Annotated in this window: 15 protein-coding genes; 5 read left to right on the forward strand and 10 right to left on the reverse strand. The window is 53.8% G+C overall.

The annotated features are described in order from the left end of the window. The 3 genes from NOU37_03255 to NOU37_03265 are packed head-to-tail and all read left to right on the forward strand — an operon-like array spanning window position 1 to window position 2,812. Window positions 1-645: a CvpA family protein gene (locus NOU37_03255; protein ID MCQ4574253.1), complete on the forward strand. Its 645-nt coding sequence runs from the start codon at window positions 1-3 to the stop codon at window positions 643-645. Next, window positions 587-2,035 carry a GTP-binding protein gene (locus NOU37_03260; protein MCQ4574254.1) on the forward strand — a complete coding sequence of 483 codons (1,449 nt, stop codon included), beginning with the start codon at window positions 587-589 and terminating at the stop codon, window positions 2,033-2,035. The genes NOU37_03255 and NOU37_03260 overlap by 59 nt, the downstream gene beginning before the upstream one ends. 51 nt (window positions 2,036-2,086) lie before the next feature. Beyond that, window positions 2,087-2,812, forward strand: a complete 726-nt coding sequence (locus tag NOU37_03265) for a hypothetical protein (protein ID MCQ4574255.1) — start codon at window positions 2,087-2,089, stop codon at window positions 2,810-2,812. A 128-nt stretch (window positions 2,813-2,940) separates the two neighbouring features. On the opposite strand, the gene glyQ is transcribed toward NOU37_03265, so the two are convergent. The 3 genes from glyQ to NOU37_03280 are packed head-to-tail and all read right to left on the reverse strand — an operon-like array spanning window position 2,941 to window position 4,844. Further along, window positions 2,941-3,837 (reverse strand): glycine--tRNA ligase subunit alpha, encoded by an 897-nt coding sequence (gene glyQ / locus NOU37_03270; protein ID MCQ4574256.1) that lies wholly within the window; start codon window positions 3,835-3,837, stop codon window positions 2,941-2,943. Further along, window positions 3,822-4,373 carry a MogA/MoaB family molybdenum cofactor biosynthesis protein gene (locus NOU37_03275; GenBank protein ID MCQ4574257.1) on the reverse strand — a complete coding sequence of 184 codons (552 nt, stop codon included), beginning with the start codon at window positions 4,371-4,373 and terminating at the stop codon, window positions 3,822-3,824. The genes glyQ and NOU37_03275 overlap by 16 nt, the downstream gene beginning before the upstream one ends. A gap of 18 nt (window positions 4,374-4,391) precedes the next feature. After that, a complete protein-coding gene (locus NOU37_03280) occupies window positions 4,392-4,844 on the reverse strand; it encodes an MOSC domain-containing protein (protein ID MCQ4574258.1) in 453 nt (150 codons plus the stop codon). Between the two features lie 267 nt (window positions 4,845-5,111). Between NOU37_03280 and serA the strand changes: the two genes are divergently transcribed. Next, window positions 5,112-6,725 carry a phosphoglycerate dehydrogenase gene (serA, locus tag NOU37_03285; GenBank protein ID MCQ4574259.1) on the forward strand — a complete coding sequence of 538 codons (1,614 nt, stop codon included), beginning with the start codon at window positions 5,112-5,114 and terminating at the stop codon, window positions 6,723-6,725. Here serA and NOU37_03290 read toward each other — a convergent pair. The 6 genes from NOU37_03290 to NOU37_03315 all read right to left on the reverse strand — a co-directional run bounded on the left by NOU37_03290 (window position 6,722) and on the right by NOU37_03315 (window position 12,770). Continuing rightward, entirely contained in the window at window positions 6,722-7,453 is a 732-nt protein-coding gene (locus NOU37_03290) for a metallophosphatase family protein (GenBank protein ID MCQ4574260.1), read from the reverse strand. The two genes, serA and NOU37_03290, sit on opposite strands and share 4 nt — an antisense overlap. Window positions 7,454-7,597: 144 nt before the next feature. Then, on the reverse strand, window positions 7,598-8,176 hold the full coding sequence (locus NOU37_03295; GenBank protein ID MCQ4574261.1) for a DUF1844 domain-containing protein: 579 nt from the start codon (window positions 8,174-8,176) through the stop codon (window positions 7,598-7,600). Between the two features lie 188 nt (window positions 8,177-8,364). Further along, a complete protein-coding gene (locus tag NOU37_03300) occupies window positions 8,365-10,008 on the reverse strand; it encodes a CTP synthase (GenBank protein ID MCQ4574262.1) in 1,644 nt (547 codons plus the stop codon). 10 nt (window positions 10,009-10,018) lie between these two features. After that, window positions 10,019-10,774 (reverse strand): 3-deoxy-manno-octulosonate cytidylyltransferase, encoded by a 756-nt coding sequence (gene kdsB / locus NOU37_03305; protein ID MCQ4574263.1) that lies wholly within the window; start codon window positions 10,772-10,774, stop codon window positions 10,019-10,021. A 39-nt stretch (window positions 10,775-10,813) separates the two neighbouring features. Continuing rightward, the gene (locus tag NOU37_03310) at window positions 10,814-12,250 is read right to left on the reverse strand and encodes an RtcB family protein (GenBank protein MCQ4574264.1); all 1,437 of its coding nucleotides are present in this window, start codon (window positions 12,248-12,250) and stop codon (window positions 10,814-10,816) included. Window positions 12,251-12,320: 70 nt separating this feature from the next. Next, a complete protein-coding gene (locus NOU37_03315; GenBank protein MCQ4574265.1) occupies window positions 12,321-12,770 on the reverse strand; it encodes an archease in 450 nt (149 codons plus the stop codon). 710 nt (window positions 12,771-13,480) lie between these two features. Between NOU37_03315 and NOU37_03320 the strand changes: the two genes are divergently transcribed. Beyond that, window positions 13,481-14,329 carry a carotenoid biosynthesis protein gene (locus NOU37_03320; protein MCQ4574266.1) on the forward strand — a complete coding sequence of 283 codons (849 nt, stop codon included), beginning with the start codon at window positions 13,481-13,483 and terminating at the stop codon, window positions 14,327-14,329. A gap of 57 nt (window positions 14,330-14,386) precedes the next feature. Here NOU37_03320 and NOU37_03325 read toward each other — a convergent pair whose 3' ends face one another. Continuing rightward, on the reverse strand, window positions 14,387-14,746 hold the full coding sequence (locus NOU37_03325; GenBank protein MCQ4574267.1) for a helix-turn-helix domain-containing protein: 360 nt from the start codon (window positions 14,744-14,746) through the stop codon (window positions 14,387-14,389). Window positions 14,747-14,917 lie beyond the last annotated feature (171 nt).

Here is a 14,917-nt window from a genome sequence, read left to right on the forward strand (position 1 = left end):
ATGACCTGGCTGGACATCGTCTTTATCGCCATTCTCTGTATGGCTGCGGGACTTGGCTTCTGGAGCGGGCTGATGTGGCAGCTTTACGGCCTGTTTTGTCTGGTGCTGGCATACTTTGCCGGACTGGTCTTGTATGGCATCGTGGCAGGGCCCTTTGAAGAGGGGCTTGGAGCGGGTACCGCGAGGACAGTGGGGTACGCCTCGGTATTCGTAGCCACCTTTTTGTTAAGCTACGGCCTGGGGATTTTGGCAAGAAGGGTCTTCCGGCTCCGTCCCGGCAGGGTCAGCAGGGTGCTGGGCCTGTTTCTTGGCCTTTTTCAGGCGTCGCTTGTCTGTGGCGTGGTTGCCGTGAGTCTGGTGTACTACAGCAGCGGCAGCGTGAAACAGCTTGCCGAGTCGTCAAAGGTTGTCATGGTGTTTGCCAAGGGCACCCGTTTTCTGACCATCTTTATTCCGGGGGGCGTTAAGGATGGTTTTGCCACGGTCAGGGAAAAGTCGGATGAGATTGTAGAGGGTGCGAAGAAAAAGGTTGAAGGCGTAAGGATTGAAGACATTAAGAAACGGGTTACGGGTGTAACAGGAAGCGTTGAGGGAGAAGAAGAAAAGGTTGAGGAAGCAGAGAAAGGGCCGCAGGGGGAAAAATGATACCATTGCGGCCGTAACCACACCGCTCGGTGAAGGTGGTATCGGTGTAATCCAGGTTTCCGGTCCGGATGCGTTGGCGATAGTGGACAGGATTTTCAGGAGAAAAGGGGGCGGCAGGAAGGTCCGTGGGGCGTCGAGTGGAGAGTTGTTCTATGGCACCGTGGTGGATGCCGTAACCTCCGCGCCGGTTGACGAGGCCCTGGTGAGCATCTGGAGGTCTGAGGAGAGTCCTACGGGTGAGGACCTTGTAGAGATAAACTGTCACGGCGGTGCCGGGGCGGTGAGAGGCACGCTTGATACAGTTGTTAAGGCCGGGGCCAGGGTGGGCGTCTGGACGGAGTTTCTGGATCGCGGGCGTGAGAGTGCCAGGATGGATTTTCTCCAGATGGAGGCCCTGGAAGCTCTAGTCAACGCGAAGACCAGGCTGGAGGTCAAGGTCCTTACGGCTCAATATGAGAAACTACTCTCTCAACGGGTCTTGGACTTCGAGACCGGCATAGACGTTATTGCGGAGACGATTAACGGCGGCTCAACCGGCCGGGCGCTACAGAGAAATGTTTCAGACAAGCTTGCCGCGCTTCTCAAGGGCCTGGACGAACTCCTGGACTCGGCCGCGTTTGGACTGGCCCTCTCAAATCCACAGAAGGTGTCCATAGCCGGCCTGCCTAATGCGGGAAAATCCACGTTGTTCAATAAAATTCTGGGGCAGGAGCGGGCAATCGTGCATCACCTTCCGGGAACCACCAGGGATTACATCAACGAATATTTCTCTATACGCGGCATTCCCTTCGAACTGCTCGATTCTGCGGGACTCCGGGAGACGGATGAGCAGGTCGAGAGAAAAGGGGTTGAGAGGGCGCGCCACCTGCACAGGCGGGCTGACAGGATAATCCTGGTACTGGACGGTTCAAGAGATTTTCGCGAACAAGAATGGGCCCGGATACAGGAGCTTGCCTTTGACCGTGGCGTTTATAAAGAAAAGATAATAACCGTTGTCAACAAGATAGACCTGGGCGTCATGCTTGATACGGAAAGGCTCGCCGCGATGCTTGATGGTCCTATCTGCCATATCTCAGCCCTGAAGGGCACGGGGCTTGATTCACTTGAAAAGATGATTGTCGGCGAATTATTCGACGAGTATATAGATTGTTATGAGACCGGTAAACCAAAAGCCCCCGTGGTATTCACAAACAGGCAGCGGGCAATCCTGTTAGAGGTGCGAAATATAGTGAGAAAACTTTCCGGGGCGTTTAATGATTCCGGAACGGTTGACGGTGAGTGTCCGGGCGTCATCAGAGAAAAATTGAGGGAACTCCGCTGCGGCGACGGATACAAAGGCCATCAAGAGATTCCCGACAGAGTAATGCCCGCAATGGGTGTGATGGATTAATGTAACGTTTACCCACGTTCTGTTGTTTGCAGAGGGATATTAGAGGCTGCCGTGAGTACCCAGATAAAGGCGTCGAAGAAGCTTGGGTATCTGATACTGAACTACATGCTCGGCGTGGACGTCCCCGAGGAAAGCACCTTCGGCAATATGTTCTCCAAAGAGATTGCCGAGAGGCTTGACCGCGTGCAGAGGATAAGGAATTTCAGGCACGTTATGCACAGGCTGCTCAAGCAGGGCGAACCGGGGGCATGGGCCGAGGTAGACGTCGCGTCGAGAATAAAGCGCGCGGGTTACTACGTAGAATTCTCCTCCCCGAAGGCACCGGAGACAAACCCGGACCTCATTGTAAAGATAAGGCGTGAGAAGGTATTGTTTGAGGTAATATACCTGCAACGCCCGACCGGCCGCGGTAAGCGCCTCTCCGAGGCGAACAGGATAAAGAGGGCCGTTGACAACAAGGTGAAACAACTGCCCGATTATCATAAGGGCGTGATAGTCATCTACGACAGGGACGTCTCCACCAGCGACCTTTCCCCGTCGCTGGTCAGAGAGGTTAAGAAGAAGATTGCCAGATACCCGAACGTTATGGCTGTAGCCGTTGTAAAGCCGCTCTTTAAACGCGGGGGCACCAGCAAGATAGACGGCAAAAAGGCCTATGTTATGTCAAGGCAGGTGTTCAGGGGCGTGTATTCAAGATATACCCTGATAGTCAAGGGGGAGGATACAGACACCAGGGTATTCAGGTCAGTCCGCGACGTCCTCTGCCGCAGGTTTTAGCAAGTGCGGTGTGCCGGAGGCAGACCTGCCCCAATAGCAGACAACGAGGTTTACCTTGTTGATGAGGTTAAAGAGGCTTTATCGCGAATTTAAAGGCAGTTCTCTGAAATGGCGGGTGGGTTGATGCCCTACTTCTTCAGCAGCGGCCAACCCTGTTCTTCTCTCAGTTTGTAATAACCCTCGGCGCAGCGTCTGGCAAGACCCCTGACCCTTGCGATGTAACGGGTGCGCTGGGCGACGCCGATGGCCTTTCTTGCGTCGAGCACGTTGAAGGTGTGGGAACACTTGAGCATGTAGTCATAGGCGGGTAATACAAGGCCCTTATCCAGGAGTTTTTTCGCCTCCCGCTCGTACGTGTCGAAGAGTTTAAGGTGCATCGGCACGTCGGCCTCTTCAAAGTTGTAGGCCGAGAACTCTACCTCGTCCTGGTGGTGGACGTCCCCGTAGGTGAGGCCGTCGGACCACTGCAGGTCAAAGACCGACTCCTTCTTCTGGATGAACATCGCTATCCGCTCAAGACCATACGTAAGCTCCAGCGATATTGGCTCAAGCTCTATGCCGCCCACCTGCTGGAAATAGGTAAACTGCGTTATCTCAAGCCCGTCTATCCAGACCTCCCAGCCCAACCCGGTAGCGCCGAGGGTGGGAGACTCCCAGTCGTCTTCCACAAAGCGCACGTCGTGGCCCACAAGGTCTATGCCCAGATCCTTCAGGCTGTCCAGGTAAATCTGCTGTGAGTCTTCGGGTGCGGGTTTGAGGACCACCTGGAACTGGTAGTAGTGTTGAAGGCGGTTGGGGTTATCTCCATAGCGGCCGTCTGCGGGCCTGCGGCTGGGTTCTACGTAGGCCGCCTTCCAGGGTTCCGGCCCCAGAGACCTCAGAAACGTGGCCGGGTTGAACGTCCCGGCACCCACCTCGACGTCATAGGGCTGCATCAGCAGGCACCCGCGCTGGGTCCAGTAGTTCTGGAGCCGGAGAATAATCTCCTGAAAGCTCAGCGCGCGTTTTTCTACTTTCTTGCGCAATCGTCCACCTTTCCCTGGATTACCTCGATGGTGTGTGGAATCACCGGCAGTATGACCCGCAGGCACTCCTCGACGGCCTTCGGGCTCCCCGGCAGGTTAACGATGAGGCATTGTCCCGCCACCCCTGCGACGGCGCGTGTGCCCATGGCCCGCGGCGTGACCTTGAGGCTCTCCATCCGCATGGCCTCGGTATAGCCCGGCAGTTCTTTTTCTATTACCGCGCGGGTCGCCTCAGGGGTAACGTCCCTCGGCGAAACACCCGTGCCCCCGGTCGTGAGTATCAGGTTCACCTCGTCCTTCCACTCATTAAGCCTTTCTGTAATAATCTCTGCCTCGTCGGGTATTATGTCGTAAAGAGGCACTTCTGCGCCTATCTCGGCCAAGAGCTGTCTGATAACCTGCCCGCTCTCGTCTTCTCTCTCACCCCTGGAACCTTTATCGCTCATCGTCAGGATGGCCGCCTTAATAGCGACTTTGGCGTGTCCATGATGTTCGTGGCCATGACCATGTTTATGATTATGTTGGTGTGAGTTCAAAAATCCCCTCCGTGCAGCCTAATCGAGTATCTTTACCTGATCACCGACCCGCACAATCCCGCCGGCCAGTACCGTACTGAAAATACCCTCCTTGGGCATAATACAGTCCCCGGCCTTGTAATATATGGCACAGCGGTCGTGACACTCCTTGCCAATCTGGGTTATTTCCAGGAGGGCGTCATTACCCAGTTTCAGTCTTGTACCGGGTTTCAGGCGCTTAATGTCCAGCCCCTCGGTTACGATGTTCTCGCCAAAATCGCCTGAGTCTATGTCGAGCCCCTTTTGCCTCATTTTGTCGGCGCTTTCAAGCGCCAGAAAGCTTACCTGGCGGTGGCCGGGTCCCGCGTGGGCGTCGCTCTCGATACCATGGTCCTCAATGAGTTTAACCTCGCCGACATCCACCTTCTGTGTACCCTTCTTCTGGCTTATACAGACGGCCACTACCCGTCCTGTCTTATTACCTTTGGTCATGATAAACGTCCTTAAAACAAGGGACTTACTATGGGAATATATCACGAACCCACGGCAAAGGTCAAGCAAGGAGACTGTCGGCATGCGGGTGAGGATAGTGCCGGCGAAATTGCGTTTGACTGCAGGTTCTTTTGAGATATACTTTTATGAGGGCTGTTTGGAAGAAGGAAAGCCCTTAAGACATGGTTTAACCCGGCCGGGCAGCAGGGTCTTGACTGCTGCCTTAATTTTTTGCGTCCCGGCTTATTTCATGCTATTATCTCTACTATGGCAATAGAAACGCTTAACAATACGAGGGTGCTGATAGCAGACAACCTGCCTGATGTGTGTGATGATATCATGAAAAAGGCGGGTATAAAGGTGGTGAAGAAGCCTCACCTGTCTCCCGACGAGCTCAGGGAGGAGATTAAGGACTTCGAGGGTGTGATAGTCCGCAGTCGGGCGAGGTTAACGGGGGACGTCCTTGGTTCCGCGGCGAAGTTGCGTGCCGTGTGCAGGGCTGGCGTAGGGATTGACAATGTGGACATGGCAGCCGCCACCAAAAAGGGTGTGGTGGTAATGAATACCCCCGAGGGCAACACCATTTCAACTGCTGAGCACACAATCGGTCTGATATTTGCCCTGGCCCGGAAGCTGTGCCAGGCGCACCAGTCGCTCAAAGCGGGCGAGTGGGAGCGTAAGAAGTTCGTTGGTGCTCAGGTCATGGGGAAGACACTCGGGGTTGTTGGTCTGGGGCGGATTGGGCGCGAGGTGGTGAAGCGTGCGGCCGCGCTTGGGATGAAGGTGCTTGCCTATGACCCGTATGTTTCTCCTGAGATAGCGGACCAGTACCCCATACAGAAGGTGGATAAACTTGATGACCTGTTAAGGCAGTCTGATTTCATAACCATCCACGTTCCACTCAACAATTCCACAAGGAATATGATAGCGAAACGGGAGTTTGACGTCATGAAGCAGGGTGTGGCGCTGATAAACTGTGCCAGGGGTGGAATAGTAGTGGAGCAGGACCTTTACGACGCGGTCAGTTCGGGTAAGGTGGCGGGTGCCGCGCTTGACGTGTTTGAAGTGGAGCCGCCGACGGGGAATAAGCTGCTTGAGCTGGAGCAGGTCATAGCCACACCGCATCTTGGCGCCCAGACCAGCGAGGCACAGACGGCGGTTGCGGTAGAGGCCGCCGAGCAGATGGTGGACGCGCTGCGGGGCAGGGTCTTCCGCAACGCCCTTAATCTGCCTGCCAGCAGCCCCGACGAGTTTGACCAGCTGCGCCCGTTTATGGACTTTACCGAGAGGATGGGTTCCTTCCTCATGCAGTTGACGGATTGCGGGGTGCATTCCGTGTCGCTCATCTATGCGGGGGAAATAGCCAAGAAGAACACTCGCCTTGTAACCGACAGCTTTCTTGTGGGGCTGCTCAAGCCCTGCGTGGATGAGGGCGCCAACCTGGTAAGCGCACCTATCCTGGCCATGGAAAAGGGCATAGAAGTCTCGGTTACTACCAGCAGTACCTGCGGGAATTTTACGAATCTGATTACCGCCGGCGTCAAAACCGCTAAGATGGAAAGCGCCATCACCGGCGCCATATTTGACAGGGGTGACGCCCGCGTGGTGAGTATCGACGGTTACAACGTTGAGGCCTTCCTGGAGGGCACGATGCTGGTCATCATTGCCAAGGACCGGCCAAAACTGGTCGGCAGTGTCGGCTCAATGCTGGGCGACAGGGGAATAAACATAGCAAGGATGGCCTTCGGCAGGAAGCTGGTCGACGGTGAGAGCATCGCCATTTTGATAATAAACCTCGATGGGCCGGTATCAAGAGAGCTGGAGATCGATATAAACAACCTTGAGGGCATAGATTCCGCCAGGCTGGTGTTTCTGGACTAAATGCCTGCTTTCAAGCGTTCTGCCTCGAATTCCGGGAGGCCCGCCTCAATAATCTTCTTCGATGCGCTTTCTATATCATATTCAAGACGCTTGAAGCTTATTGTCTGGTCATCTGTGTCATAGAGCACGTAACATGCCCTGGGGTCCTGGTCTCTGGGCTGCCCCACGCTTCCGGCGTTTATTATAGCCTGTTTCACGCCCTTCAGACTCACCACCTCTTTATTCTCAGTGCGCAGCGCGTCGTCATCCTTGATGATTACTAAAGGGACGTGGGAGTGGCCTATAAAACAGGTGCGTGTTTGAAGGGCGGCAAGGCAGAGTTCCGCCTCCCGGTACGTCTGGAGATAATGGAACTGCTCCGGCTGATAGAGTGTGCCATGCACAAGTGTAATATCTTCTTTTTCTAATTCTATGACAAGGGGCAAGTTGGACAGGAAATCCTTGTCTTCACTGCTCAGGTGTTTTCTTGTCCACAATGCCGCCTCTTTCGCGTGTGGGTTAAAGTAGTTTATATCCATCTTCCCGACGGCGGCGTAGTCGTGGTTACCCGCTGCGATGGTCCCGGTCAGCTTTCTCAGGGTGGCGAGGCACCTGGAAGGTTCGGCGGCGTAGCCCACCACGTCCCCGATACTCAGAATCTTTTCGGCCCCTGTTTCTTTTATGTCTTTCAGAACGGTGTCCAGGGCTTCGAAGTTGCTGTGTATGTCACCAAGTACGGCGTAGAGCAGGATGTTCTCCTAGTAATTAGTTACGCATGATAAACACCAGAATGGAGGGACAGGAACGGCCATTTCATGTAGACCTCAAGAATGTGTCTTTAGGGCAGGGATGATGTCGTCTAAAGACTGTGTTAAAGTGTACAAGGCAGCAGGTTATTCGGTGGTGGAGATGTAGCTCATCCTCAGGTCATAGAGCAGGCCCTGAAGATATTTCTCCTCCTCCTGTGTTAGATTGCCCCGCGTCTTCTCCTCTATCATTTTAAGGGTGTCTATTGTATACTTGGCCTGGTCCCGGTTTATTGCCTTCTGCTTGGTGAAGGGGTTTTCTATCTGACCGAGGGCGATAAGGGTCTGTGAGGCAAGCCCGGAGACAAAGAGCATAAAGTTGGGCTCTGGGATGTGAGGGCGGGTGCCTTCTTGCCTGGCTTCTTTTTTCTCCTGCTGGGCTTGTTCCTTCCATTCCTGGTCTATTGTCTTCTTTTCTTCCCGCGCCGGTTCTTCCGCTGGAGTGGGTCTGTCCTGGGCCTTTTCTTCAACCTTTTTCTCTTCACGAGCCACATCTTCTTGTGGCGCCTGCTTCTGTTCCTGCTGCTTTGCGGAGGCCTTCTTTTCTTCTCGCGGCTGTTCTTGTTGTAGAACCTGCTCGTCTTGAGCCTTTTCTACCCGCACGTTTTTTTTCTGTTTAGGTTGTTTCTTATGGACCTTCTTTACAGACTTTTTTGCCTTAGCCATATTTGAACCTCTGCCGGCGTTTTTTTATAGCCGCACGGTGCGTCCAGACTAACCTTCTGTTGGTTAAACGTGGCAGCGAGCTGCCACGCTACATAGAAAATGCTACTAACAACAAGTAGGAATCTGCGTATAACTTGCCGGACAGGTTTAAAAACCTGTTCCTACTTTTGTTAAAAGAAGATTGTCCGCTATTCTGTCAGTAGTTGCTTCCGCAGTTCCTTTACCTCCTCTGTCCCGGATTCCACGAGCGTTGCCTTTATAAAATCTCTGAAGAGCGGATGGGGCCGGGTGGGCTTGGATTTGAACTCCGGGTGGAACTGTACGGAGACAAACCACGGGTGTTCCTTCAGCTCAATTATCTCGACCAGCTGTTGATCGGGTGAAAGACCGCTAAAGACCATACCCTTGGAGGCGAATAACTCTTTGTAGGCGTTATTAAATTCATAGCGATGCCTGTGTCTCTCTGATATCTCATCCCTGCCGTATGCGGCATGTGCCCTGGTGTCAGGCCCAAGGACGCATGGATGTGCTCCAAGCCTCATGGTGCCCCCGAGCCCCTGTATGTCTTTTTGCTCCTCAAGGAGACATATTACCGGGTCTTTCGTGTCCAGGTTAAACTCTGTGCTGTTTGCATCCTTTAGTCCGCAGACGTTTCTGGCGAAGTCGATAGTGGCGCAATGCAGCCCCAGACAAAGGCCCAGGTAAGGTATCTTATTCTCTCTGGCGTATTTGGCGACAATGACCTTGCCCTCGATGCCTCGCTCGCCGAAGCCGCCCGGAACTATGATTCCCTTCACCCCGTCCAGACATCTCTCAGGGCCCTCGGTTTCGACGTCCTCTGCCTCGACGCGCCGTACCTTGACGCTGGTATAATTTGCGCTGCCCGCGTGGGTAATGGACTCGTAAATGGATTCATAGGCCGACTTATGTGTTATGTATTTTCCGACCAGCGCTATCTCCGTGCAGGACCGGGGGTTCTTTAATCTGGCCAACATCTCTTCCCATTCGTGCAGGTCGTGGCCGTCCATTTTCAGCCCCAGTTTTTTCAGGATGATGCCGTCGAGGCCCTGATCCCTTAAAATGATGGGTATGTCGTATAGATAGGGTTTTACGTCGGTCTCCTCTATGACGGCGTCTTTTTCCACGTTGCAGAATAGTGATATTTTTTTCCTGATGTCCGGTGAAAGAGGCTTTTCGGTCCTGCATATAAGGATGTCCGGCTCGATACCCGCCTGCCTGAGAATGCCGACACCGTGCTGTGTGGGTTTGGTCTTCATCTCGTCGGCGGCCTTGAGATACGGTATCAGTGTAAGGTGTACAAAGAGGACGTTCTGCCGTCCTATGTCCTGGGCGTATTGCCTGATGGCCTCAAGGAAGGGCTGGCTCTCTATGTCACCCACAATCCCCCCTATCTCAGAGATGACGACGTCAACGCCGGGAACGGCCAGCCTCCTTATACCGTCCTTTATCTCGTTTGTTATGTGGGGTATTATCTGGACGGTCTTGCCGAGATAATCTCCCCTCCGCTCCTTTGTGATGACAGAGTTGTAAATGGAGCCGGTGGTGAGATTGCAGTCTCTGTTCATAACGGCGCTGGTGAACCGCTCATAGTGCCCGAGGTCGAGGTCCGTCTCGGCACCGTCCTCGGTGACGTAGACCTCACCGTGTTCAAACGGGCTCATGGTGCCGGGGTCTACGTTTACGTATGGGTCGAACTTCTGGAGGCTTACCTTCAACCCCCGGCTCTCGAGCAGCAGCCCTATCGAGGCGCTGTTAAGGCCCTTCCCCAGGGATGATACTACGCCGCCTGTGACGAATATGTGTTTTGTCATATTGTTATTGTCAATTCCTGTACGTGTCGAGAAACCGTTTAAAATCCTCCGGGGTATCTATACCGTGGCATCTGTGGGGCGTAACAGATACCCTTATCTTGTATCCGTTTGATAGCGCCCTGAGCTGCTCCAGGTCTTCTGTCTTTTCGAGCGCGGTCTGTGGCAGGGTGGCGTAATTCATCAGAAAATCTCTCCGGTATGCGTATACCCCAAGATGTTTGAGAAAGATTCCCTTATCGGCGAACTCCGCTTCAGGGTGGTTTCCGTGGGGTATAGGAGACCTGGAGAAGTAGAGGGCATAGCCGTTACTGTCCAGGACGACCTTGACTGCGTGAGGGTCATCGAACTCGCTGCGGGAGACGATGGGGTTTGCCAGGGTGGTCATCACGGCCCCGGTATCGTTTGATAGAATAGTTACTATGGTATCGACCATCTCAGGCATTACTTCCGGCTCGTCACCCTGCACGTTTACGATGATGTCGATGTCGGGGTCCAGCTCCGACGCCGCCTCCGCCACCCGCTCCGTCCCTGAACGGTGCTCCGGGGAGGTCATCGTCACACGTCCCCCGAAACCTTTTACCACGTCATAGATGCGTTTGTCATCGGTGGCCACCAAAACCCCTTTTATGGTCTTAGCGTCTTTTACCCTGGAATAGACGTGCTCAATGATATATTTGCCGGTAATGGTCTTTGCCTCGGGAAGTATGCACTTGCCTGGAAGCCTTGTTGAGCCGTATCGTGCCGGTATGACGGCGTAGGCATTCATGCCTACACATGCTATCAACTGCGGGACGGCGTGTCAACCTCATCCTTTTATGACACCGAGCGGCCTGAGTTGTACGACCTTCCGGGCGATTCCCGCGTTGTGGACGACGTCTACCACCTCGGTGACGTCCTTATAGGCCTCGGGTATCTCCTCGGCCAGTGTGCGCCACCCCGACGCCCTTACCACCACTCCCAGTTCCTGCATCGCCTTTACAATGTTCTTGCCCTTTGCTATTTTGGATGCCTTTGTCCGGCTCATCAGCCTCCCGGCGCCGTGGCAGCTTGACGCGAATGTCTCGGCGCTTGCGGCCTCGGTGCCCACAAGTATGTATGAGTAGCGGCCCATATCACCGGGGATGAGTACCGGCTGCCCGGTGGTCTTGTAGGCCTCCGGGGTCTGAGGGTGTCCGGGGGGCAGCGCCCTGGTTGCGCCCTTGCGGTGGACGCACAGGCGCCTGGACTTGCCGTCTACCACATGGTCTTCGAATTTCGCGATGTTGTGGCATACGTCGTATATGAGGTCGAGTCCCAGTTCCTCAGTTGACCTGCCGAGCACACGGGAAAAACTCTCCCTGACCCAGTGTGTGATCATCTGCCGGTTGGCGAACGCGAAGTTGGCGGCGCAGGCCATTGCCGCGAAGTAACGGCCGCCCTCGTCCGAGTCGAGAGGGGCGCAGCATAGCTGGCGGTCCGGCAGGTCTATACCGTATTTCCTGGCCGCCTGTATCATTACGGCGATGAAGTCGTCACAGACCTGATAACCAAGGCCACGGGAGCCGGTGTGTACCTGAATGGCGATACCGCCCTGCTCAAGACCCAGCCCGCGGGCGAGCTGTTCGTCATACACCTCGGATACGACGTCGATCTCAACAAAATGGTTTCCGGAGCCAAGTGTGCCTACCTGCGCCCGGCCCCGTTCCAGCGCCTTCTGTGAGACGTGGGCAGGGTCTGCTCCCTTTATGCACCCGCCTTCCTCGATGTGGTCGAGGTCCTTTTGCAAGCCATACCCCTTTGACACGGCCCACCGGGCGCCCTTGTGCAGCAGGGACTCCAGTTCGGCGTGGCTCAGCTTCAGATCCTTCCTGCGCGAGCCTACGCCCGCGGGTATGTTGCGGAAGAGGGTGTCGACAAGTTTTTCGATGAGCCCCGATATCTCTTCCTGTCTCAGGTTTGAACGCATGACCCTGACGCCGCAGTTGATGTCGTAACCCACGCCGCCGGGGGATATCACACCTGTCTTCTCGTCGAAGGCCGCGACGCCGCCTATGGGGAAACCGTAGCCCTCGTGTATGTCGGGCATGGCCAGTGAGGCCCGGACTATCCCCGGCAAGGTCGCCACGTTGGCCACCTGTCGAAGGCTATCGTCCTTCTTTATGTCCTTAATTATCTTCTCGTTCGCGTAGATGATACCGTCAACCCGCATACTGCCTTCTCTTGTCAGCCTGTAACGGTACTCATCTATCTTTTCGAGGTTGATTAACGGTTCCTCAGCCATACATTATTATTCCTTTCCTGTCAGGGGCACGGCATGCCGTACCCATACAAGATTACAGGTCTACGACTACCCGTGCGTGCCACCTGCCGGGTTCCTGCCGCACCTCAATGCGGTGGTACGTAACGGCCTTAAGCGGGGTCAGGATGACATGCCGTCCGGGAATGAATTTTTCACCAAAGGCCGACGCGCGTAGTTTCCCGCCATTTATCTCTGCAACCTTGAATCTTTTAAAGAGCAGGTCTTCCACCTCGTTAAGGTAAAGCAGTTCGTTCAGCCATTTGACGAGGAGTTGTTCATAGTCCGTTTCTGTATCCTTGGCCGCTTCTTTCGTTATCTGTATATTGACGGTTCTTTCCGTCTTCTCCTCTACTTTTGACAGGTCAGCGTATACGTCGAAGAGTGCAAACGCCGCATTCTCAAAGAGATCCCCTAAATCCTTGCCGTATGCGACGAACGCAAGGTCGGCCGTGTGCTCGATAAGTATATATCTCTCCTCTGCCAATATCTTCATCCCGGGAAACAGACGCAGTTTCTAACTAAATTATCCGGCATTGGCAAATTACTGTCAACTGAAAAGGGAAAGGGTTGTGGCGTTCATATTGCGGGTACTTTCAAGACCGCGTTCTTGTGTCATCAACAAGTCTGCTTAATGCCTGTTTTGCAGGTGTGTGGTCGTGATGTGTGAGCTTACTGGAGCAGTTTTAGACAAATTCCACTGAGCACAAATCAGGGATGCAGGATGGACTTACGAGTTCCTTTTCCCCGGCAGGGCCGGCTTAAAAGACCCATTACACGATGTTCTTTTGATGATATCCTTGCTTAGTCTCCTTCACCTCGTGCTTGATGGCGCCAGCGGCCGGTGAAGGTGTACGCGAGCGCTTCTATGATTTTGTCTATTATAATCTCGGCTTTTTTTGCCTTTTTAGTCTTCTTCATTTCAGGCACCTCCCATTAACGGCTTTAATGGGCCTGCATGCCTCTTATTATTTTATAGCTCTGTTTGTAGCCGGGCGTCAACAAAAATGCCTGAAAATCTCAATGGCAGGGCCGGGGTCTTTAAGCGGTTGACATTTATTGATGACGGAATATACTACGGACTAACTGCCGGCAGGGCGCTGGGTCTTAATCGTTACTCATAATCATTACTATAGCGCGGTGCGTCGAGACACACCCTGCATGCCGAAAATGCCGATATTGCCCGGAGCACATGACATGGATTTTCTTTCGCTCCTTATTGCCACAATCATCCTGAGGCCGTACGTATTTATACTCTTCTTTATGTATTTGCTGGCGGGCGCGGTTCAGCTGGGGACCCGGCGGATTATTCTCTTTACGCTGCTTGCCTACACGATAGCGTTCGTCTCCGAATATTCTTCCACTAGAACCGGAATCCCCTACGGTATGTATATATACACGGGTTATACGCACGGTAAGGAACTCTACATCTCCAACGTGCCGTTTATGGATTCCCTCTCATACACCTTCCTCGCGTACTTCAGCTACTCCCTGTCCCTGCTGGTCACGTCACGGCTCTGCAGGAGCGGGATTGACGTACAATTGATCAGGGACAAGAGACACTGGCGGTCCCGCGGGGTCCTGTTGCTGGCGGCGACGTTCATGATGCTGCAGGACGTGGTGGTGGACCCGGTGGCGCTGAGGGGGGCGGGATGGTTTCTGGGTCAGATATTCTATTACCCTGATGCCGGTATATATTTCGGTGTGCCGCTGTCTAATTTCCTTGGATGGTTCGTGGTGGCCCTTGCCATTATCTATCTATTTCAGCGGCTGGACAGTCTTGTCGAGGGGTGGAGGGGTTTCAAGGATGAGGGCATGCGTTACGTCCCGTATAAGGCCCTGCTGGGCCCGGCCTGTTATTTTGCCACCATGCTCTTTAACCTGTTCGTGACGTTTTATATCGGGGAGTACCTGCTGGGTCTGGCCAGTCTGACGATAACGGGTATGCTGCTTTATTTAGTGCGCGGGAGCATCCTTGCCGCCGAGCATGTGGACGAGTCTGAGCTTCGGAAGATTGTCGGGCCTTATCACATCAATCAATTCTAGCCGCCAAACAGATATGGTACGTCTCGTTACTACAATTACAAACCTCACGCGTAAGAACTACCTGTTCTTTTTGAGCCGTTCTACAAGCCCCAATATCTCGTCCTCGGGCCATCTGAGGAAAAGCCCCTTGCGTATGGGTTGAGGGAACTCGCCCCTCTCAATCCAATTCCGGATAGTAAACCGCGTTACTCCAAAAAGTTCGCAAACGTCCTTGAGTCTTACAAAACGGGTCATCGCCTGGCTCCTTTCCTTACCCATAAGCAGAAACAAAAAACTCCCCTCAGATTCAATAAGCTCGGCCAGGCTTCCGTCGTCGTTGGCAATTATGTCGTCCACCAGTTCGTCCTTGCTGGTATACTGGTCGCCGCGAAGCTGGTACAGCTCGTTAAGTTCTCTTTTTGATAAAGTTTCCCGCATAAGTTGACTGTCCATCAGATTCCCACCCGGTCAAAATTATCTATTGACAAAAAAACATGGATGTGGATAATTATACAAGGATTTGCACTATATGCCCGCATCAGCCTGAACAGGCGATAAGGGTAGGTACGTGCAGGCTCCAATGGCCTATATGGGCGATTGTAGCCTATG

The organism is Candidatus Bathyanammoxibius amoris, assembly GCA_024451685.1.
GTDB classification, from domain to species: domain Bacteria; phylum Planctomycetota; class Brocadiia; order Brocadiales; family Bathyanammoxibiaceae; genus Bathyanammoxibius; species Bathyanammoxibius amoris.

Coding starts and splice junctions, on each gene's coding strand:
- serA (MCQ4574259.1), top strand. CDS start 5,112: ATGGCAATAGAAACGCTTAACAATACGAGGGTGCTGATAGCAGACAAC.
- NOU37_03255 (MCQ4574253.1), top strand. CDS start 1: ATGACCTGGCTGGACATCGTCTTTATCGCCATTCTCTGTATGGCTGCG.
- NOU37_03280 (MCQ4574258.1), bottom strand. CDS start 4,844: ATGACCAAAGGTAATAAGACAGGACGGGTAGTGGCCGTCTGTATAAGC.
- kdsB (MCQ4574263.1), bottom strand. CDS start 10,774: ATGAATGCCTACGCCGTCATACCGGCACGATACGGCTCAACAAGGCTT.
- NOU37_03325 (MCQ4574267.1), bottom strand. CDS start 14,746: ATGCGGGAAACTTTATCAAAAAGAGAACTTAACGAGCTGTACCAGCTT.
- NOU37_03295 (MCQ4574261.1), bottom strand. CDS start 8,176: ATGGCTAAGGCAAAAAAGTCTGTAAAGAAGGTCCATAAGAAACAACCT.
- NOU37_03320 (MCQ4574266.1), top strand. CDS start 13,481: ATGGATTTTCTTTCGCTCCTTATTGCCACAATCATCCTGAGGCCGTAC.
- NOU37_03300 (MCQ4574262.1), bottom strand. CDS start 10,008: ATGACAAAACACATATTCGTCACAGGCGGCGTAGTATCATCCCTGGGG.